Source organism: Alkalimonas delamerensis, assembly GCF_030717955.1.
GTDB classification, from domain to species: Bacteria; Pseudomonadota; Gammaproteobacteria; order Enterobacterales; family Alteromonadaceae; genus Alkalimonas; species Alkalimonas delamerensis.
In genome coordinates this window covers 138,587-158,644 of the sequence record NZ_JAUZVY010000004.1, presented here as the reverse complement: position 1 = coordinate 158,644, position 20,058 = coordinate 138,587, and the positions used below count along the sequence as shown (strand labels likewise).

Genomic DNA, 20,058 nt, shown 5'->3' with positions numbered 1-20,058 from the left:
CGCTCAATCCCCTGGCCTGCCCAGGGGATTTTTTTTGGTAATAATGATGAGTTTTGCGACGAAATACTTTCGGCTAATGCAAACCAAGACGGTTGTTGCGTCAGATCAATGCCTGTTGCACAGGCTTGGGTACACTTAGCGCAGAGTCTGTAGCTTAGAGAATTCCTATGCCAAGCATCCAATGGGATCCGGCTTTGATTGCCAAATACAACATCCATGGCCCGCGTTATACCTCGTACCCGACGGCGCTGGCGCTGCAGGCGCCTTTTGACAGCCAGCAAGTGCAGGACACCCTGCTGGCATCGACCGGTGAGCTGAGCCTGTATCTGCATCTGCCGTTTTGCCACCAGCTCTGTTACTACTGTGGCTGCAACAAGGTGGTCACCCGCCATCAGCACAAGGCGGATCGCTATCTGGATGCACTGGAGCAGGAAATGGCCATGTATCAGCCCTTGGTGGCACACCGGCCCATCGGCCAAATCCACCTGGGCGGTGGCACTCCGACTTTTTTAACCGAGCAGCAGTTAAGCCGCTTGATGCAGCTGTTTCATCGGCACTTTGATTGTACAGCGCTGGATGAGCTCAGTATTGAAATCGACCCGCGCAGTTGCAGCCTGGAAAAGTTGGCACATTTGCGTGGGCTTGGCTTTAACCGGGTCAGTTTTGGCGTGCAGGATTTCGATCAGCAGGTACAAATTACCATCAACCGGGTGCAGGATGCCGATTTGGTGCGCCAATTGGTGCAGGCAGCCAAAAAGCTTGGATTTGCGTCAATCAACCTGGATTTGGTTTATGGTTTACCGTACCAGCAAGCTGGTTCGTTTCAGCAGACGCTGGACCAGGTGGTGGCGCTGGAGCCGGATCGGGTGTCTTTATTTAGTTATGCGCACTTGCCAGCGCGCTTTGCTGCCCAGCGCAAGTTGCCGGAGGCCGCTATGCCCGGCGCTGAAACCAAGCTGGCCTTATTGCAGCAAGGCATCGCCACCTTTAGTCAGGCCGGTTATCAGTTTATTGGCATGGACCACTTTGCCAGGCCCGAGGATGGCCTGGCCAAAGCGCAGCGGGCAGGGCAGTTACAACGTAATTTTCAGGGCTATACCACCCATGGTCAGAATGCGCTGCTGGGCCTTGGGGTCTCGTCGATCAGTCAGGTGGATGGCGTGCTGTGGCAACACGAAAAAGAATTGCCGGATTACTATCAGGCGATTGAAGCCAAGCAGTTGCCGCTGGCCAAAGGTTTTGTCTTGTCCAAAGACGATTGCATTCGTGCGGAATTGATCGCTCAGCTTATTTGTCATTTTGCGCTCGATACTGCAGCTTTTGGGCAGAAGTGGCAGCTTGATTTTGACCACTACTTTGCGGATAGTCTGGCCAAGTTGACTCCCTTTATCGAGGATGGTCTGGTTGAGCTAAGCCCGGCAGGCATTAAAATAACCGATGCAGGCCGGTTGTGGGTGCGCAGTATTTGCAGTGCCTTTGATGTCTATTTGCAGCAGGGACAGCAGCGTTATTCCAAAGTGGTTTAAAGTGTAACACTCAGCAAAAAGCCACCCGAGGGTGGCTTTTTGGTAGCTGAAGTCCGGTTACAGATGGTAGCTGATGTGCTGGTGAAAACGGATCAGCAGATCATCACGCTCCGGGTTCAGGTTGACCCCTTTGGCAAAACGACGCAATGCGGTTTCGACCTGATTCATAAAACGGCCATAGCCCATATCGGTGTAATCGTCTTTGTTGGCAAAAATAATGAGTTGAGCGGACTCAACCAGGTTGCTGTCGTCCCAATCGGCGATCAGCTGCCCTTCACTAATGCTTGGATCAAAACCAATCATTTGCAATTCTTTGCCGCTGCTCATCTTATCGAATTTGCTGTTACGCACCAGCGGCAGCAAACCATTGGCCAGCACCGCTCTGTGGGTCAGTTTGTTCAGACTGGTGGCTTCAACAAACTGGTCCTGAATGTGCTGGTACAGGGCGGTATAGGGACGATCGGATTTAGCATCAATTTGCACCTGCTCTTTGATGTAGCGACTGAGTGGCAAATTGATAATGGCGTAGGTCAGGGCGCTGTGCTCAGACGGCAGTTCGCAGTTGCGGGCTTTGTAGCGCGCATCCAGCGAGCGAAGCTTATAGCCGTAACTTTCTTTCACGCCTTTGCTTTTGGCAAAGAGATCGTACGTCAGGTGCTGGTGATCCCGAACCTTGATTTTCAGCTCAGGGCTGTTGATTTCGTCGCTGAATCGCTGCAACAAAGCGCGCACTTTGTTGTGGAACTCAGCCGCATTGGCGCGAATGTTGGCATCGGTGGCTAAAAACAGCAAAGAGATCTTACGGGCTTTTTCCGCCGGGTTGAAAAAGCTGTTTTGCGCTTCGTGATACGCCGGATTGTAGAAAAACAGGATTTGCTCCGCTGTTTGCAGGGTGTAGGCCTCGCTGTGGAAGCGCACCACAGGCGTTTTGCCATTGGCAATCAGGTGCACGTTGCGAAGGCCTGCCTGATCGGCCAGCTCAAAAAATATTTTACCCAGTTGCAGGTAGAACTCTTTGTACGGCTCTTGGCTGTCGACCATAGGGGCGCCAAAGCGTGCGAGGATCGCATCGGTCAGACTGAATTCGGCAAGCAGGTACTGATTGTCCCTGGAGCTGGTTGGAATATAAACTTTGTGTTGGCTGCTGACTGGCATAACTCCCCCGTTGATGCTGTACTAAATCGCTGGCTATTGTAGCAAAATTTAACCAGCTGGACTTATCATTTTTGTTGATTTTTCACAAAGATAGCAAAAGGCTCCGCCAGCAGCGGAGCCTTGGCGTTAATGGCCGGAGCGGGCAAAGCGACCCAGCTGTTGCTGCGTTCTGGCGGTGCCTTCCAGCAAGGCCTTGGCGGCGTCATCAATGGATGTCATCTGGCTGTTGGCTTCATTGGTGACATGCTCAATGGCCGACAAATGCTGGTGAGTTTGCTGGTAGCGTTTTTCCAGGGCACCGACGGTGTCATTGATGCTTTGAACCCGGGTTTTTGCATCGGCCAGCTGTTGTTGTAAACCGCTAAACTCTTCGCTGGTTACGCCAGTTTGCTCTTGCGCTTGCCGTGCCTGTTGATTCAGGCTTTCCGACTCGGAGCGGGTTTCCTGCACAAGCCGCTCCATATCATTCAAAAAGCCTGAGATCTGACGGGTGGCATCGTTGACTTTGGCGGCCAGGGTGCGAACTTCATCTGCAACCACGGCAAAACCCCGGCCAGCTTCGCCGGCCCGGGCGGCTTCGATGGCGGCATTGAGAGCCAGCAGGTTGGTCTGATCGGAAAAGTTCTCCACCATCACCAGAATTTGCCGGACATTCTCTGCATTTTGATGCAGCCCATTGATGGTTTGACCAAAGGTATCCAGCAAATTAACGATGCTGGCCAATTGGCCGGAGAGCTGTTGCATTTGGCTGCTGGCACCCTGAGCGCTTTTTACCGTCACTGAGGCGACTTCTGTCATTTGATCGCCATGCTGCACGATATCGGCCAGGTACTCCAGCACCTGATCGCTCTCACCGCGGATCTGATGGCTACGTTTTTCAGTATCCTGCAAATGACTGCGGGTGGTACGGACGGCTTGGGATACTTGCTCATTGGTTTCGTGGGTGCGCTTGGCTTCCTGATGAATATCGCCAAGCAGTTTACCCAGTTGACTGACAAATTCGTTGTAATGCTCAGACAGCGTGCGGAATTCATCATGGGTAAAAGCGGGCAGCCGGTGCTGCAAATCGGTGCCTTTGCTATTGGTTTCCTGCAGTGCTGATACCAGCGCCTGAACCGGTCGCACGATCAGGTGGTGCATGTAAAAGATGGTGAAGACAAAGGCCGAAGCGCCCAACAGCAGCAGCAGCCACCAGCCGGTTCCAGCGCCACCGGCCGGGTAAGCCAGGTACAGTGCCAGCCCAAAAAACAACGCCAGAAAGCCGATGTTGCCAATAATTTTCCGGGTGAGGGTGTAAAAGAAAGTTTGCTCAATAAAGTTGTACACGTTGCCAAAACTCCCCATCGTCATTCCAGCCATTCAGTTTCACGCACAATACCAGCAGCATAGCATAACTGCCCGGGCAGGCTATTGTTGTAACGCAGGTTTTGTGCATTTTTACTCAGATGGCAGCAGTTGCAAACCAAAGCGCTGCAACTCCAGATGCATTTGCTCTTTTTCCAGCAGTTGCCGTACCCAGAGGTAGAGTGTTTCTATCGAGAGCTCATGGTTGGGGTTCAGCAGTAACTGGTGACGATAGCTTTGATCAATGCGTTCAGAGATCAGTAACTTTTCAGCACTTCCCGGGTGTTGCTTGAGATATTGATACAAAAATGAGCGTGTCACTATGGCGGTATCGGTTCGTCCTTTTAACACCAGTTCGACACTTGCCTGATGATCACTGACCAGGGTCATTTGGTATTGCTCGGCCAGCAGGGCCGGATCTGTTTGGAAGTTGGCAATTTGGTAATGATACCCAAGGATACCGGCGATGGTTTTGTTGCTAAGATCGTCAAACCACTGCTCGGAATGTGCTTTGCTGCGTAGGGCGATAAAGACCTCATCGTCTTTGGCGAAGGCCGGTGAGTTGTCGATGGTAATGGAGCGTTGTACCCAGCCCCAGTAGGGATCTTCAAAGAAAATGGTGTCAAATAGACCTTGTTGATAATCCTGATGGCGCCGAACTGGTGTGGTGAGTACCAGTTCAAAATGATAGTCCTGCTGCAGTTGGTTGAGCTGGTGGATCAGTTCTACGGTAAAGCCTTTGGCTAAACCATGCTCCAATTGAATGTAAGGAGGAAATTCGTAAGCACCGACCCGAACCAGGGTTTTTGAAAACGCTGGATTAAAAAGTGTGATTACAAAAATTAATGTAGAAATCACAACCAACCGCATAATCGATTCCTTTTAACAGCGACAGCTAATTCACTCCTTTCCTATATCTTCGTACCACAGTTCGGGAGCGCTGGCAATAAAGTCTTCCATCAGTTTAATGCACTCATCGTCTTGCAAAATGGTGACGTCGACACCCCGCTGGCGGACATACTCTTCTGGTCCCTGAAAAGTCTTGTTTTCTCCTACCACAATTTTAGGAATGCCATACAGCAAGGCGGTGCCGCTGCACATATCGCAGGGCGACAAGGTAGAGTAGAGGGTGGCTTTTTTGTAATCAGCCGGTGAAAGGCGACCTGCTTGCTCCAGGCAATGCATCTCGGCGTGCAAAATGGCACTGCCTTGCTGCACTCGTTGATTGTGGCCACGGCCGACAATCTTGCCATCGATCACCAGCACAGAGCCGATGGGGATGCCGCCTTCGGCCAGGCCTTTTTTCGCTTCGTCGATAGCTGCTTGCATAAAGGGATCGCGCATCGCTGGTTACTCCTTAGTTTGGCTTTTAAAGAGCATAGATGCTTTCGCTGGTGGATGCGAGCTGGTTTTCTCTGGCCTGGGGCTGTGCTAGATTGCCTTTCTTTATGTTTGTCACAAGGTGAGAAAAATGCTGAGTATCATGACGCTGCTGGTTGGAGCCTTAAATCCTGCGGTAGCAACCGACAATGAAGCGGCGGCACAGTTTTGGCTAAATATGGCGCAACATTGCGGCCAGGCTTATCAAGGCAAGCGCGTCATTGCGCGGGACGACCGGCCGGATTTGTTGCAAGGGGATGAAACCTTGATTGTGCATTTTCGTGAATGCTCCAGCGAGCTGTTGGCATTGCCATTTCATATCGGCCATGCAGATGGCCGTTGGGATCGCTCCCGTACCTGGCGCTACAGTTGGCAGGATGGCAAGTTGGAGCTGCGGCATGATCACCGCTTAAGCTCGGGGGAGCCCGATAAGAGCAATACCATGTATGGTGGTTTGTCGATAGACAGGGGTACACCACAGCAGCAAGCTTTTCTATTTACTGAGCGGACCGCCGAAGATGGCTCTGCACTGGGATGGCGCATCGAAATCGTGCCAGGTAAGCGCTACACCTACGGCACTTTTAGCGGTGACAACTGGACCTGGCGGCTCGACTTTGATCTGAGCCAGCCGCTGGAGAAAGTGCCCCCAGCGCCATGGGGGCATCCATAGGCTACAAGTCTGTTAGCCGCCAAAGTTGGCCGAGAAGTTGTACACCACACCGAGCGACAGTGCATAGGGATCCTGGCCGGGTTCAATCGCCAACTGCTTGCCATGGCCACCACCGGCCGAGACATTAAAGCTGGCATTGTCGGCGTTGTTGGTAAAGGCTGCCGCTGCATACAGGGTGAGCTGGCGGCCAAAGCGCCGGTCCAGGCCCAGCGACAGCATGGTGGCACCGCTGTTGTCAGCATTGGCATCGCCGGCATGGTAGAGCTGGGCTTTTACACTGTAGGCGTCACTGACTCGATAAGCAGCACCAATGCCATACGCATCCCGGTTACCCCCATTAAAGTTTTCACTGCTTTGCCAAAAGGCGGTTAACCGCCATTGGTCGTTTAAGCGATAACTTGCACCGGCCCGATATCCGCTCAGAGCATTATTTTCTGGACGGCTGCGCCGTTCATAGGCCAGCATCAACATCAGTTCTTTGTTGTCAAAGGTAACGGAACTGCTGATGGCATCGTCTTTGTTGTCGGTGTTGCTGCCGCTGCGGTCGTTCGGTGAATAGTGCAGGTCGAAGGTGAGCTGTTGAAAAGCCGGCGTCTGATAATGCAAGCCATTGCGAAAACGCCGATCCATATCGACCCCGCCACCACGCACAATGTTGCGGGCGTCACCGACCTGATCGCCAAACAAGTCGGTTCGGCTGCGGACATTTTTTAGTGGGGTATCAAAAAAACCGGCCCGCACCAGGCCAAAGTCACCTTGCAGTCCCAAAAAGCTGTTGCGCGAGGCCCAGTCGCCACTGCCTTCATCCAGGCGGATCAGGCTTTCAATTTGCAGCAATACCGTCAGATTGTCCTGCACTTGCTGGGAGCCGCGGATACCGAAGCGACTGGCGTTGCTGGAGATATTCAGGCCTCTGTCGTTGCCGTTGTCCAGCTGATCAACAGATAGATGCGCCCGGCCATAAATGCCAAACTCAGTTGCGATGGCCATAGTGCTGTGCAGTGCCATGGTAACGGCTGCGGCATGGATAAGGCGGCTTTTTTTCATCAAAGGATTCTCTTCATAATTTTGTCATTATGGTAGTTGGGACTGCGCTGGAATAAAAGACTATTCGTCAGGCTAGTCTGCTTTTAGCTGATAAAACCGAATTTGCAGTTGCCTGCTCTGCGGCCAGATGTGTTGCAATTGATGCAGCAGTTGTCTTGTGCTTATTTTAGCGAATCTTGCTTGCGCTTGGGAGCTGAGCAAAATATCGGCCCGTATAGGTTGCTGGTAGTAGAGAAAAACCTCAGCATCGGCTGCTTCGAGTTGATAGCGCTGCAGCAAAGTTTCCATAGCTTGCTGCAGAGCTGGGCGAATAGAGCTGCTTGTCAGCTGTTCAGGCAGGGTGCTGGCCGGGCTGTTGATGTGCACCAGGATATCGCCGATTTCAGTGAACTGCTTTTTAAGCTGTTGTTTGACCTGTTGCCCCAGCCAGTGGGCTTCGGAGGCACTGAGTCGTGGCGCGACTTCCAGCTTGAGCTCCAGCAGCACCTTACCGCCACTGGTGCGGCTACGAAGGGCATTGATAGCAAGGATGCCTTGAGTTTGCAGGATCTGTGCCCGATAGGCTTGTTGCTGCTCGATGGAGACGGCAGTATCAATCAGCTCGGCCAGACTGCCTGTTAGCAACTGCAAGCTGATCCAGCCAATCAATACGGCCACCAGCATCGCGGCGACTGCATCCAGCCACCAGACACCCAGCATGGCACCGCCAGCCCCTAGCAGCACCACGATGGAAGAGAGCGCATCACTACGGCTGTGCCAGGCATTGGCGCTCAGCAGCTCTGACTGCAATGAGCGGGCAGTTTTGATGGTATACCAGTACAGTCCCTCTTTGATACCAAAGGAAAGGCCTGCTACCAGCAATACCGGCCAGGTCGGTACAGTGCTGCTCTGGCCTTGCCATAAGCTGAAAGCATTCTGCCAGACCAACCCGATGGCAACGGCCAGCAGCATTAAGCCAAGGATCATCGTGCCGAGGGTTTCAATACGGCGATGACCAAAAGGGTGGTTTTGATCGGGGGCTCGCCCTCCCAGCCGGATGCTGATAAGGACTACCAGATCGGTTGCCAGATCCGACAAAGAATGCACACCATCGGCCACTAGGGCAGCGGAGTGACCGAGCAGGCCGGTGATGATTTTCACTACGCCAAGCAGCGCATCAAACAGCGCACCGACCAGCGTTACTTTGCTGGCGTGCGCTGCATCCTGCTGCAGGGATGTGACTCCAATATGTGAATGCCTCATGTCAGAGCGCTGCTATAACGAGACAGATGCCTTCAGTGTTAGTCACCAAGCCGCCTCGCGTCAAGAGGCGCCCAAAGTGCTAATGAGGCAATGGCCATTTTCTTGCTAAATACCAGCCAACAACCATAGCAAGGACAAAACTTAGGGTGGCAAAGCTGCCTGAACTCAGAGCGGCCAATGCGGGCCCCGGACAATAACCGACCAGACCCCAGCCAAGACCAAATACCGCAGCTCCAATCAGGATAGGCTTGTCGAGCTTGGTCGCTGTAGGCAGCTGAAATTTTTCCGCCAATAAAGGTGCCGGTTTGCCGCGGACCAACCGAAAACCGACACTGTACACGGCAAGAGCAGCGGCCATAACCAGAGCCAAACTGGGATCCCAGTTGCCAGACAGGTCCAAAAATGCCAATACCTTGGCCGGATCGATCATCATGGAAACGGCGATGCCGATGGACATCAACAAACCGGCGACAAAAGCGATGATGAGTTGCATGGAGGGCTCCTTAAAACAAGCTGGCGACGAGAACGCCAACAGCCATAAACACAAGGGTGGCAGTGATGGAGCGTGGCGAGAAACGGCCAATGCCGCAAACGCCATGTCCTGAGGTGCAGCCACTGCCCCAGGCCGTGCCAAGGCCAACCAGCAAGCCGGCAATCAGGGTTCGTGGGCCAAGCTCAGGGGTGCTGAAACTAAAATCGCTGATAACCAGTGCCACCAGCAAAGGCCCGAGTAGCAAGCCTGCAACAAAAGCCAGCCGCCAGCTGCGGTCTTGCTTTTGGAAAATGGCCTGGCTGGCAATACCGGATATCCCAGCTATTCTGCCAAGCGCGGCCATCAGCAATAAAGCTCCCAAGCCAATAAAGGTGCCACCAATCAAAGCGGATAGCGGAGTAAAGTTTTCCATGATCACCTCTTATTTCACAATAGGGAGTTTTGCGTCCAGCCAGCCCTGCATGCCCGGTGCAACGGAGTACACCTTTGAAAAGCCCATGCGTTGCAATGACTCGGTTGCCAGAGCGGAGCGCGCACCAGAGCGGCAAATTAAATACAGTGGCTCTGCCGCCAGTTGCGCCAGTGCAACCTCTGCAGCGCAGCCACTGGCTGCGACGGCTGGATGGTTGGCCAACTGCATTTCAAGCACGCCGCGGGGATAATTGACCGCACCGGCAATATGGCCTTGAGCAAACTCGGCTGGCTCACGCACATCAATCAATCTGGGTTCAGGATGTGTTTTCAGGTAATCTGAAAGCTGATCAAGGTCGACTTCCTGGATGCCTGCTTTGGCTTCTGCTACCAATTGTTGTGCTGTTTTCATCTGTATCTCCAACTTGTTAGATAACGGATTGAGTTACGACAACCACTGCCATAACGGCTAAAAATACCGCAAAACCCTTCTGCAGTTTTTCTTTAGGTAAACGGCGGCCTATCCAGGCACCTAAATAACTGCCGGCAATACCTGCCACGATCATCAGCGCAATGACGGTCCAATCGAAACTTAACCCCTGATTGGTAAAGACCACGTAGTATTTGGCAAAGCCGACAAAGGATTTTAAGGCGATCACCACCAGACTGGTGGCAACCCCAATGACGATGGGTAAGCCGCCCATCAGCACCAATGCTGGCACGATAAGAAAACCACCACCGACGCCGACAAAGCCGGTCACTGCACCTACCACCAGGCCATCAGCCAAGACTTTGGCCTTGTTAAAAGCGAGTTGGTTCGCGGTATCTTTCAATTGGCTGCGCCACATAAAGAAAGCAGCGACGATCATCAAGAGGGCAAACACCAGCAACTGCCAACGGCTGTCGACCAGAGTCCCGGCCCATGCCCCCAGATAGGTTCCAAACATGCCCGGGATACCAAACCAAAAGACATGACGCCAGCTGATGAGTCGCTTAAAACCATTGTGAAAAGAGCCAAAAGCACTGATGGCTGCGACGATAAGCAGTGATGAAGCAATGGCTAACTCTGCCGGCATGCCTAACAGGTACAATAGCACCGGGACGGTAAGAATTGAGCCGCCTGAGCCAAATAAACCAAGACTAAGACCTATAATAAGTGCGCCTAAGAGTGCTAACATAATTCATATATTCCAAAAAAGAATATGCATATAACTGAATTGCATTTTAAACTGTGCTCAGCTATGATGCAATCACTATTTAGTGAAGTCTAATTTAAAAGAGGTGCCCCGATGACCACGCAACAGCAGCCGATGCACATTGAGATGTTTTTTGATAACGATAGCAGTACTTTCAGCTATTTGCTGGTGGACGAGAGCAGTAAAGTGGCGGCATTGATTGATCCTGTGCTCGATTACGATGCCGCTGCCGGCGCAGTGGATACCCGCAGTGCCGATCAGGTATTGGCCTACCTGAAGCAGCATGAGCTGAAGCTGCAATGGATTTTAGAAACCCATGCCCATGCCGATCATTTATCTGCTGCGCATTACCTGCGGCAAAAAACCGGCGCCCGGGTTGGCATTGGTGAAGGCATTCGCAAGGTGCAGCAGACCTTTAAGGTGGTGTTTAATATCGGCGATGAAGAGCTGACCGCCAAGGGCGACTGTTTTGATCATCTGTTCCATGATGACGAGACTTTCCAGATTGGCGCTCTGACCGGACGGGTCATCAACACACCGGGGCACACCAACGACAGCGTCAGCTATCTGATAGCCGGTCATCTTTTTGTGGGTGACTCCTTGTTTATGCCGGATGCAGGCACGGCACGTTGCGATTTTCCAGGCGGCGATGCAGCTGTGCTCTATCAGTCCATTCAGCGGCTGTATCAATTGCCGGATGAGACTCCGATGTACATGTGCCATGATTACCAGCCCAATGGCCGTGAATTGCGTTACAAAACCACGGTGGGGGAGCAAAAACAGCAAAATATCCATGTTGCGGCACAAACACAGCAGCAGGACTTTGTGCAAAAGCGCACGGCGCGCGATGCCACTCTGGCCGTGCCGCGGCTGATTTATCCTTCGGTGCAGGTAAATATCCGCGGCGGGCAGTTGCCATCAAAAGAAGGCAATGGCACGGCGTACATCAAGATCCCACTGAAAGGAACGGCTCAGCTTGACTGAGCCGAAAGTTATTGGCTTTGGCGATTCGCGCATTCAATGCACAGGGTGGTGTAAGGAATGGCGCTAAGCCGCTCGATGGCAATCACATCCTGGCACACCGAGCAGCGGTCGTAGCTACCTTGCTCCATCCGGGTTAAGGCCCGGTTGATGTGTTGCAGCTCTTGCTCGGCTTTTTGCTCCAGAGCACTTAGGACGTCATCATTTTCCCGCTCTTGTGCCTGCTCGGCCAGATCGGAGCTACGGCCCTGACGAAAATCATGCTCGATTGCGGCAATTTGGCGCTCCAGCTTCATTTTTCGTTGCAGCAATTCTTGTTTCAGTTGTTGCAAGGGCATGGCATCTCCTCCGCTCTGGTTTACGCTGACGATCCCACCCAGTGTAGCTTGTTTTGCGGGCTGCGCCTTGATCTGGCGCAAGGGCCTTAGCAACGCCTCTTATTGCCAACAAGCCATATCACCAGCGTACAGCATCACCAACGCACAGCATCCCCATCGTGCAAACTGGCCGGTGGGTGGGTAATAACCTTTTCACCGGCAGTGAGTCCCGCTTCAATCTGTGTGCTAAGGCCACTGCGTCGCCCCGGCGTCACCCAGCGCAGCCTGGCTTTGCCATTGGCAACGACAAAAACAGCCCAGCGGCTTTCGCCCTGATACTGTTCGCGAAAGAGTGCACTGCTTGGTATGCTGATGGCATCGTGCTGTTGCCAGAGTAAAAAGCGGGCTTCGACCCGGTAGCCTTCGCCAAGCTGCTGCCATAGTTCAGGGCCGGACTCAATGCTTACCAGCACCGGCACCCGCTGCTCGTCGACACCAAGCGCCGACACCCGGGTAAAGCCGGCTGGTTCAATCCGGCGAACCAGACCCTGCAAGCTGCTGTCGCCGCCCCAGCGTTCCAGCTCGACTGGCATGCCTGGCCTTACCCGCACCGCATCGGCCGATAGCAAGTCCACCTGCACTTCCAGCTGATTCAGATCGCCCAGGGTAAGCACTGGGGCTCCTGCCATAATGACGCCTTCGCAGCAGCGCTGACGCTGCAACACCAGGCCGTTGACCGGCGCCAGTACCTTGAGTAGGCGCTCTTCACCGCTGCGACTCCCATCGGTAATAGCCAGCACAGCTCGGGCATTTTCCACTTCGTAGCGGGCTACTTCCACGGCGGCGGTGGCCACCCGTTCAGCCGCTTGTGCCCGTTGCCAGTCATGGCGCAGCCGGTCGAGCTGGGTGGCGGAAATCACACCTTGTTGCTGCAGGCCCTGATGGCGCTGATATTCTTGTTCAGCGTAGCGGCGCTCTTGCAAGCTGCTGTCAAGACCGGCTTTGGCAGCCAGCAAGCGTGCCTGGGCTGCCGATACCTGCTCACGGGCTTGCTCCAGACTGCGTGCATCCAGCGCCGGGGCTGGGGCGGGTTCTAATGAAAACAACACCTGGCCGGCTTGCACACTGTCTCCCGGCTCCAGCACCACCCGATGCAGATAGCCATCGATGGGGGCCGATATGCTGTAAGTTTCCCGCAGGCGGGTACGGCCCTCATCCTCAATGGTTTCGGCAAAGTAGCCTTGCTGCACCGGGCTGATGCGCACCTGCATCGGGGCAGGTCGCAGCGCCCAAAACAGCGCCAGCAGCAGGCCTAGGGCCAGGATCGTCCACAGGCTGCGTTTAAGGGGGTTGTTCATGGCATTACTCCGTTTTTAAGGCGGTAATCATATCAAGTCTGGCGAAGCGTTTTAGCATCAGGCTCAATGACAGCAAGGTAGCCAGCAGGACCCCAAGGGTCGCCAGCGCGTAACTGGATGGCTTCAGCACAAAAGGCAGCCGGAACAAATCCATGCTGAGCGCCTGATGCATCGACCAGGCAAAGCCGGTGCCCAATAACCAACCAAGCGGAATGGCCAGCAAGGTCAGCAGCAAAACCTCACCGGCCAGCACCCAGCCGACCTGATAGCGCTCAAATCCGAGAACCCGCAAGGTGGCGAGCTCGCGTGAGCGCTCCGCCAAAGCGATGCGGGCATTGTTGTAGATCACCGCAAAGGTAATGGAAGCGGCCATCAACACCAGAATGGCCATCATGCCAAGCAGGGTGTCCTGAATGTAATCGCGCAGCTGGCTTTCAATGTCGCTCATCAGGCTGATACCAGCAAGGTTGGGCTGGCGCTGTAGCCGTTGCTGCAAATCCTGGCGCTTGGTCGCATCGGTCAACAGCCAGACACCCGACAGGGCTGGCCCCTCCTGCAGCAAGCGATTCAGCGCCCGGCGCTCCATGTAGCCGCTGACCCCAACAGGCTCATCCACGACAGCGGCAAGTGTGATGGCCAGCCGCTTGTTAGCCCCTTCCATCAACTCGACTTCGAGCGCATCGCCAACCGAGGCGCCGAGGTAATCAGCCAGGTAACGGGTCAGCACCAGTCCGTCGGGTGGCAGCCGGATTGGGTTTAGCTCGGCATCAAGCAATCGCCGCAGCTGCGGCTCGGCTTCCATGCCTTGGATCACGGTGCGGTAGCTGCTGCGCTGATGGTGCAGGCGCACCGGCACCAGGCGAAACCCTTCCACTGCCAAAACAGCTGGCTCTGCCCGCAGCTCTGCCAATACCCGATCCGGGCTGGCTTCGGTGAAAGTTAGCTGGGTATCCATCTGCAGGATCTGGCGGTACTGAATATCCAACAAAGCATGTAACGCATGAAACTGAAAACTGCCGACCAGCAGCAAAGCGGAGGACAGGGCTATCCCCAGCACCGACAGCAGGCTTCGTAGAGGGTGACGCCAGAGATTGCGGACGATGATCCGGTTCAGTTGACCGAGCCAGGGGCCGAGCAGCCAGGCTTGCAGCCGGTTGCGCCGAAAACGTGGAGGTGCCGGAGGGCGCATTGCCTGAGCCGGCTGCAGTTTGGCCACCAGTCGCAATACATTGAACACCCCGAGCAGCGCTGCACCCAGCGCCACCAGCAAGGCCAGCGCCAGATGCTGCAGCTGCACCCGAAGTTCCAGCTCGGGAAAATGAAAGTAACGACCGTATAGCTCTGCCAGGCCATTGGCTGCCCAGAGCCCAAGACCAATGCCAACCAACACGCCCAGCACCACGATGCAGGCTGCCAGCTGCAGGTAATGCAGTAGCAAGGCCCAATGGCTGTAGCCAAAAGCTTTCAGTACTGCAATTTGTTGCAGTTGATTGCGCACCAGGCGCCCAATCAATACATTGAGCAAAAAAGCGGCGACGCCCAAAAACAGCGTCGGCAGAAACACCGCCATCACCTGCAGTTGTTCGAGCTCTTCGGTTAAAAAGCGGTGAGAGCTTTGCTCGCTGCGCAAATAACTGCCGCGGCTGCCGTAGGGAGCCAGCAGCAGATCCAGTTCATCCAATACCTGCAGCGGGTTGGCACCGCGTTGCAGGCTGACACTCAGGTGATTAAAAGCGCCATCCATCAAAAAGGCATGGGCCAGTGCCCGTCGCGGCATCCAAAGTACGCCAAAACGGTGGTAGTCGGGCAGCAAGTCGGCCGGCCCCAGCTGGTAAATAAACTCTGGCGACAGCACGATGGCACTGATCCGAAGGCGCTGCAACCGGCCCTGAATGATGGCGCTTAGCTGATCGCCTGGTTGCAGCTGATGGGCCTTGGCAAAGGGCTCGCTAATGGCCACTTCATCGGCTGCCTCAGGCAATCTGCCCTGGCGCAGCAGCGGTTGATTCAGCAAGGGCAAGCCTTGCTCGGGCAGCGACAGCATCAGCCCACGGATTGGCTCGTTAAAGCCGGCCACTTCCAGCCGCACCGGCGCCCGCACCGAGCTTTGCACCTGATGCACGCCATCCAGTTGCTGTAGCTGGGCCAGCCGGTGCTCGGGAGCTCGCGTCAATTCGACAAAGACATCGGCAAAGTGGCTTTGCTGATAAAAATTGAGCTGGGCGCGCTGCAGCATATCCAGGGTGGTGACGGACAAAAACAGCACCATGACACCGGCGCCAATGACCGCAGCAATGGCGGCTATCTGGCCTTTCATTGCCAGCAGATCGCGCCAGAGTTTGCGTTGCAGGGCCTGCATTACCAATGCAGCTCGGCAGCGGATTTAGGCGCATCATTGCGCGTTATGTCGACAATCTGGCCGTCTTTTAACCGTATCACCCGATCGGCCATGTCGGCGATGACTTCGTTGTGGGTGATCACCAAGGTGGTGGTGCCGAGCTGCTGATTGATTTGATGCAACACTGCCATCACCTTGCTGCCGGTTTTCGAATCCAGTGCGCCGGTAGGTTCATCGCACAGCAACACCCTCGGTTTTTTGGCGATGGCGCGGGCAATGGCGACTCGCTGCTGCTCGCCACCGGAGAGCTGGGATGGGAAGTGATCAGAACGCTCGCTTAAGTCCACCAGCGCCAGAGCCTCAGCTGGTGTCATTGCGCCCGGGCAGATGTCGGTCACCAGGGCGACGTTCTCAAGGGCAGTTAAGCTAGGAATTAAATTGTAAAACTGAAACACAAAGCCAACCTGTTCGCGGCGGTAGCGGGTCAGGGCTTTATCGTTGGCCTGGCTGAGTACGGTATCGCCATAGCGCAACTCGCCCGAGCTGGCGCTGTCCAGCCCGCCCAGAATATTGAGCAGAGTGGACTTGCCCGAGCCGGAAGCGCCCAGCAGCACCACAAATTCACCGCGGTACAGGTTCAGATCTACGCCTCGCAGTGCCTGGATCAGCACATCGCCCATCTGGTAGTGTCGGGTTAATTGGTAAGCCGAAAAAACAAGTTCTTTGGTCGTTGCTCTGCCAGCTTGCATCCAGCTGCTCCATGCGGTTTGATTATTTCATTTTTTAACAGTGTAGCTGAAGCGGGGAACAAGACGTTGATCGTGCGCAACAGAAGTCATTAAATGATTTCATGGGCTAGTTGCAGTAGCCGGGAGTTAAAACGAATTTGCTGGCTTCTTGCCTGAGTTAAGTTAACCCGAAAACGCATACTTTGGGGAGTGTAGTGCACAGAAATCAGTACACCTCGTCGGAATAAATCCGGGTGATCCGAAATCCACAGCATTGGCTGTCGGTGCAGTTGTCCCAGCCACTCATCGGGTGGCCAGTAGGGAAAGCCAGACCAAAGGATATGGCATTGCCGGAGCTGGTCAGGGCTCGTCAGCAGCAATGCCTCTGGTTCAAACTGACTGAAATCAGGCAATAAGCGATTGAGCGGTTCCATCATTTTTTGATCATGCAATACGCACAGTCGAGCACGGTCTGACTGAGTGGGCAGCTCGGCATACTGACTAAAGCGGATCAGTAAAGCTGCCAGCCGCTCGGTATCAGCATTCACTGGGGCTGGAAGCCAAAAGATGCTGCAAAGCAGCAGTACCGAGATGCTTTGCGGTATTGCCTTCATCTTAGCCTCCACTGCAATTGTAAAGCTAGGCTCCGGGGTTGCTGTTGGTAGGCTTCATAGAAAATAGCCGGGATTTCCAAGGCATGTTGTTTCGTGCTGTTGTTGAGTGACAGCCCCACCGTCAGCGTAGGCAACGGTTGCCATTGCAGCCCCAACTGATGAAGCAGATAACCTGGCAGGCTCAGCTCATCATAGCGACGCTTTGACACGCCATAGACTTGCCAATGCAGCTGCCAGTTCGGATGGATGGCCCATTCCAGTTGAGACTTGAGCAGGCGGGCTGGCGAGTTATCAAGCCGAGCCGATTTAGCCTGAGATGAATGTTGGATGCTGGCAGACAACTGCCAGCGAAGTGCTTTACGGCGCCACTCGAAACCAGATTCGGCACCTTTGGAGTCGGCAGGCATGGCATTGACAAAGTATGGCAAAGGATGAGGTTCAAAGATAAGTTGCTTTAACCGGGCTTGATACAGATTGCTGAACAGATGCAATTGATCACTGACGCGGAAGCGCAGTAACAGATCGGTAGACTGGATGCGTTCTGGCTCTGGGCGTGCAACCTCGAGCTCATCGTTGTAGATGCGCTCGATAAAACTGGCAGCTCTTGCAGCACGGCCATGACGAAGACTTAGTTGCAGTTTGGGGGTAGGGTGCCAGATGAAGGCTGCCTGAGGACTGTAGTGGTGTAGATCGAAGTCGTCCTGGTCGTATCGAATACCAACCTGGCCGCTCAGTGTTGGTCTCAGTTGCCAGTGCAGCTCACTGTACCAACCCAGATGGAAGTTTTGGCCTTGCAGTCGCTCTGTAAAGTCGAGCTCGGGAAGGGCAAACTCCGTTACCTGGCGATGGTCTCGTATCAGCTCAACGCCGCTCCACCAGCTCCATGTTGGGCCTGGTTGCCAATGGATTCGAGCGTCGAGGGTTGTCCAGCGACCACTTAGCTCGGTGGTGTAGGGGGTCCAACTGTTGTGATCCAACACAAGAGGATCGGTCCGATGAAATTTAGTTTGAAACGAGCTCAAGGTGAAATAGCCGCTGAGCTCAGGTGAAAAATAATGGTCATGTCTGAGTGATGCCATGTAATTTTTGTTGTACTCATCGCTGACCAACTCTTCCAGAGTTAAATTCTCTGTAAAAAGCGGGCTGGTTCGCTGTCGGTTTGCTGTGCTGAGTAACAAGCTGGTGTTACGCCACTGAATTTTGCCGCTTAACTTGCGAATAAGCTCTTTGTTGAGGGCAGGATCCAGGCCTGGATCGTCCTCCAGCAGAATGGGTATGTTTTTTTGATCGGTTAAACTGGCGGATAGCCAGCCTTCGAAGTTTTCCGAGCTGCCAGTACCGGCAAGAAGCTGAACTTTTTGTTGTCCATGATTGGTTACTGTTGTCAGAGCTCGCACACCAGACAGGTCTCTTGCTCGTTTGGTAACGACATGAATGACGCCCAACATGGCATTGGCTCCATAGGCTGCCGAAGGGGCTCCAGGGTGATACTCTACCCGGTCGATAAGTTTGGTGTCGAGAAAAAACTCTTCACCGAGCAGACCGGCACCATCGGTATTTTCATTTATTCGCGCGCCATCAATCAGGAACAATAGCCGAGAATTAAAATCACCGGGTTGGCCGATCCCTCGAGAGTTTAAATAGGTAAAATGTGAGTCTTGCATCACATGCAAACCGGGGAATAAACGTAAAATATCACCAAGACTTCGTAATTGCAGTGCTGAAATCTGCTCGGCGGTGACAATGTAGATAGGGCCTGGTGTGTTGGCACTGCTTTGTGAGAAGCGTCCCGAGACGGTGATGTTCTGCGGTACCTGTTGATGAGGCTGTTGCAAAAGCTGCTCTAAGTCCGGTACCGCTGCACTTAGCAAGCAACTGCATAGAGTGAATAGCCAGACAGCGTTTTTCATACCGGGGCTCCATAACGAACAAATCGGTTGCGGCCAGTATGTTTAGCCTGATACATGGCCTGATCTGCCTGTTCCAGCAACAAGGCTGCATTGTCTGCATTCTCTGGACATAAGGCAATGCCAATGCTGCAGCCGATGGGCATAACTTGTTGCAAGTAATGTATTGGTTCTTGTACTGATTGCAAAATACGCTTTGCCAGCTGCTCAGCTGCCAAAGCATCTGGAATTGAACGCATCAATATCGCAAACTCATCACCACCCAGGCGATAGCATTCATCCTGTTGTCTTACGCATTCTTGCAGCCGCTCAGCCACAGTCTGCAACACGAAATCACCTGCATTGTGACCAAAGGTATCATTCACGAACTTAAAGTTATCCAGATCAATGAAAAGTAAAGCAATTTTCTGCTGCTGCGTGAGGGTGTAATTAACCTCTTGCCCCAAGTGCTTGTTAAAGGTTAGGCGATTATTGATGCCGGTAAGCTCATCACAATGCGCCAGTGCTTGCATGGCGTCACTGTGGGCCTGTTGCTCGACCAGCTGCTGGTGCATATCGCGTTGCCAAAACTCAAGTCGTTTTAGCAGTTCATTAAAATGACTGCTTAATCGCCCAATGTCATCGTGCTGCCGGATGGGAGCGCGCAGCTTAAAGTTGCGACTGTGGGATACTTCGGTTGCCAGCTCTGTCAGAGCTTTGAGTGGCCGAAACGCCCGACGATTTGCATGCCACGACCAGATACCTGCTCCGACAAAAACCAATACAATGAGCATCAGTTGACCGGCAAGGAAACGCGTTAGCCAGGCATACTCCTGGTCAAGTTGCTCGCGAATGTAAACAAAACCTTCGACCCTATCTTTACCAATCACTGGAACCCAAATGATCAACTCCCTGTTGTTTCGCTTAAGGCTTGGTAAAACATCCAGAGTAGGAGGCTGTTGTGCGCTGGGCACTGCTGTCTCTGGCCACCAGACAAAAAGGTCTGCGTTGGCTTGGTAGACCCCAATTTCATTGGCCGGTCGGTAGTCGGCATGATAGCTGAGTTCTCCGACGGCGGCACTGCGGTCTCCGAACACCAGCATCACCTCGATTTGACTGGCGAGCTGGGTGGCGTGCAGCAAGGAGGAGGATTCCAGACGCTGCATCATCATAGTCCAGAACAAAGAGAAACTAAGGCTACCTGCAATCAATAGACTGACTGCAATAATCAATAGATTCTGCAGGGTCAGCTGCCGTGCCAGTGAATGATAGCGCTCAGGTTGTCCCATAAGGTGCCAGAAACTGATGCGAGGTCAGTTAAGTCTGGCACATCTTTGAAAAAAATAAACATTCCAGTCGTTGTGATAGCTGA

General features: G+C 53.7%; 20 protein-coding genes. 3 read left to right on the top strand and 17 right to left on the bottom strand.

Features of this window, described 5'->3' with window-relative positions:
• Nucleotides 1-167: 167 nt before the first annotated feature.
• Nucleotides 168-1,526, top strand: a complete 1,359-nt coding sequence (hemN, locus tag Q3O59_RS10860) for an oxygen-independent coproporphyrinogen III oxidase (protein ID WP_305945607.1) — start codon at nt 168-170, stop codon at nt 1,524-1,526.
• A 57-nt stretch (nt 1,527-1,583) separates the two neighbouring features.
• On the opposite strand, the gene Q3O59_RS10855 is transcribed toward hemN, so the two are convergent.
• The 4 genes from Q3O59_RS10855 to Q3O59_RS10840 form a co-directional block, all read right to left on the bottom strand.
• Nucleotides 1,584-2,681: a DUF3083 family protein gene (locus tag Q3O59_RS10855; protein WP_305945606.1), complete on the bottom strand. Its 1,098-nt coding sequence runs from the start codon at nt 2,679-2,681 to the stop codon at nt 1,584-1,586.
• Nucleotides 2,682-2,807: 126 nt separating this feature from the next.
• Nucleotides 2,808-4,040, bottom strand: coding sequence for a methyl-accepting chemotaxis protein (locus tag Q3O59_RS10850; RefSeq protein WP_305945605.1), 1,233 nt, complete (start codon nt 4,038-4,040; stop codon nt 2,808-2,810).
• A 78-nt stretch (nt 4,041-4,118) separates the two neighbouring features.
• Entirely contained in the window at nt 4,119-4,895 is a 777-nt protein-coding gene (locus Q3O59_RS10845) for a substrate-binding periplasmic protein (RefSeq protein WP_305945604.1), read from the bottom strand.
• Between the two features lie 30 nt (nt 4,896-4,925).
• Nucleotides 4,926-5,369, bottom strand: coding sequence for a nucleoside deaminase (locus Q3O59_RS10840; RefSeq protein WP_228591984.1), 444 nt, complete (start codon nt 5,367-5,369; stop codon nt 4,926-4,928).
• Nucleotides 5,370-5,496: 127 nt separating this feature from the next.
• On the opposite strand from Q3O59_RS10840, the gene Q3O59_RS10835 reads away from it, so the two are divergent.
• Entirely contained in the window at nt 5,497-6,075 is a 579-nt protein-coding gene (locus Q3O59_RS10835; RefSeq protein WP_305945603.1) for a hypothetical protein, read from the top strand.
• Nucleotides 6,076-6,087: 12 nt separating this feature from the next.
• Here the strand turns inward: Q3O59_RS10835 and Q3O59_RS10830 are convergent, their stop codons facing one another.
• The 6 genes from Q3O59_RS10830 to Q3O59_RS10805 all read right to left on the bottom strand — a co-directional run bounded on the left by Q3O59_RS10830 (nt 6,088) and on the right by Q3O59_RS10805 (nt 10,446).
• Nucleotides 6,088-7,122 (bottom strand): porin, encoded by a 1,035-nt coding sequence (locus Q3O59_RS10830; RefSeq protein ID WP_305945602.1) that lies wholly within the window; start codon nt 7,120-7,122, stop codon nt 6,088-6,090.
• A 72-nt stretch (nt 7,123-7,194) separates the two neighbouring features.
• Nucleotides 7,195-8,364, bottom strand: coding sequence for a cation diffusion facilitator family transporter (locus Q3O59_RS10825; protein WP_305945601.1), 1,170 nt, complete (start codon nt 8,362-8,364; stop codon nt 7,195-7,197).
• Between the two features lie 79 nt (nt 8,365-8,443).
• Nucleotides 8,444-8,857 carry a DUF6691 family protein gene (locus Q3O59_RS10820; protein ID WP_305945600.1) on the bottom strand — a complete coding sequence of 138 codons (414 nt, stop codon included), beginning with the start codon at nt 8,855-8,857 and terminating at the stop codon, nt 8,444-8,446.
• 10 nt (nt 8,858-8,867) lie between these two features.
• Nucleotides 8,868-9,269 (bottom strand): YeeE/YedE family protein, encoded by a 402-nt coding sequence (locus Q3O59_RS10815; protein WP_305945599.1) that lies wholly within the window; start codon nt 9,267-9,269, stop codon nt 8,868-8,870.
• 9 nt (nt 9,270-9,278) lie between these two features.
• Entirely contained in the window at nt 9,279-9,680 is a 402-nt protein-coding gene (locus Q3O59_RS10810) for a rhodanese-like domain-containing protein (RefSeq protein ID WP_305945598.1), read from the bottom strand.
• 16 nt (nt 9,681-9,696) lie between these two features.
• On the bottom strand, nt 9,697-10,446 hold the full coding sequence (locus Q3O59_RS10805) for a sulfite exporter TauE/SafE family protein (RefSeq protein WP_305945597.1): 750 nt from the start codon (nt 10,444-10,446) through the stop codon (nt 9,697-9,699).
• A gap of 111 nt (nt 10,447-10,557) precedes the next feature.
• Here Q3O59_RS10805 and Q3O59_RS10800 point away from each other — a divergent pair, with 111 nt between their 5' ends.
• Entirely contained in the window at nt 10,558-11,448 is an 891-nt protein-coding gene (locus Q3O59_RS10800; protein WP_305945596.1) for an MBL fold metallo-hydrolase, read from the top strand.
• A gap of 8 nt (nt 11,449-11,456) precedes the next feature.
• On the opposite strand, the gene Q3O59_RS10795 is transcribed toward Q3O59_RS10800, so the two are convergent.
• The 7 genes from Q3O59_RS10795 to Q3O59_RS10765 all read right to left on the bottom strand — a co-directional run bounded on the left by Q3O59_RS10795 (nt 11,457) and on the right by Q3O59_RS10765 (nt 19,975).
• Nucleotides 11,457-11,783 (bottom strand): TraR/DksA family transcriptional regulator, encoded by a 327-nt coding sequence (locus Q3O59_RS10795; protein ID WP_305945595.1) that lies wholly within the window; start codon nt 11,781-11,783, stop codon nt 11,457-11,459.
• 134 nt (nt 11,784-11,917) lie between these two features.
• Complete coding sequence (locus Q3O59_RS10790) at nt 11,918-13,120, bottom strand: efflux RND transporter periplasmic adaptor subunit (RefSeq protein ID WP_305945594.1); 1,203 nt, start codon at nt 13,118-13,120, stop codon at nt 11,918-11,920.
• 4 nt (nt 13,121-13,124) lie between these two features.
• Nucleotides 13,125-15,479 carry an ABC transporter permease gene (locus Q3O59_RS10785; protein ID WP_305945593.1) on the bottom strand — a complete coding sequence of 785 codons (2,355 nt, stop codon included), beginning with the start codon at nt 15,477-15,479 and terminating at the stop codon, nt 13,125-13,127.
• Complete coding sequence (locus tag Q3O59_RS10780; protein WP_305945592.1) at nt 15,479-16,207, bottom strand: ABC transporter ATP-binding protein; 729 nt, start codon at nt 16,205-16,207, stop codon at nt 15,479-15,481. The genes Q3O59_RS10785 and Q3O59_RS10780 overlap by 1 nt, the downstream gene beginning before the upstream one ends.
• 89 nt (nt 16,208-16,296) lie before the next feature.
• A complete protein-coding gene (locus Q3O59_RS10775) occupies nt 16,297-16,800 on the bottom strand; it encodes a YfiR family protein (protein WP_305945591.1) in 504 nt (167 codons plus the stop codon).
• Nucleotides 16,797-18,710, bottom strand: a complete 1,914-nt coding sequence (locus Q3O59_RS10770; RefSeq protein ID WP_305945590.1) for a TonB-dependent receptor plug domain-containing protein — start codon at nt 18,708-18,710, stop codon at nt 16,797-16,799. The genes Q3O59_RS10775 and Q3O59_RS10770 overlap by 4 nt, the downstream gene beginning before the upstream one ends.
• Nucleotides 18,707-19,975, bottom strand: coding sequence for a sensor domain-containing diguanylate cyclase (locus Q3O59_RS10765; protein WP_305945589.1), 1,269 nt, complete (start codon nt 19,973-19,975; stop codon nt 18,707-18,709). The genes Q3O59_RS10770 and Q3O59_RS10765 overlap by 4 nt, the downstream gene beginning before the upstream one ends.
• Nucleotides 19,976-20,058: the final 83 nt, after the last annotated feature.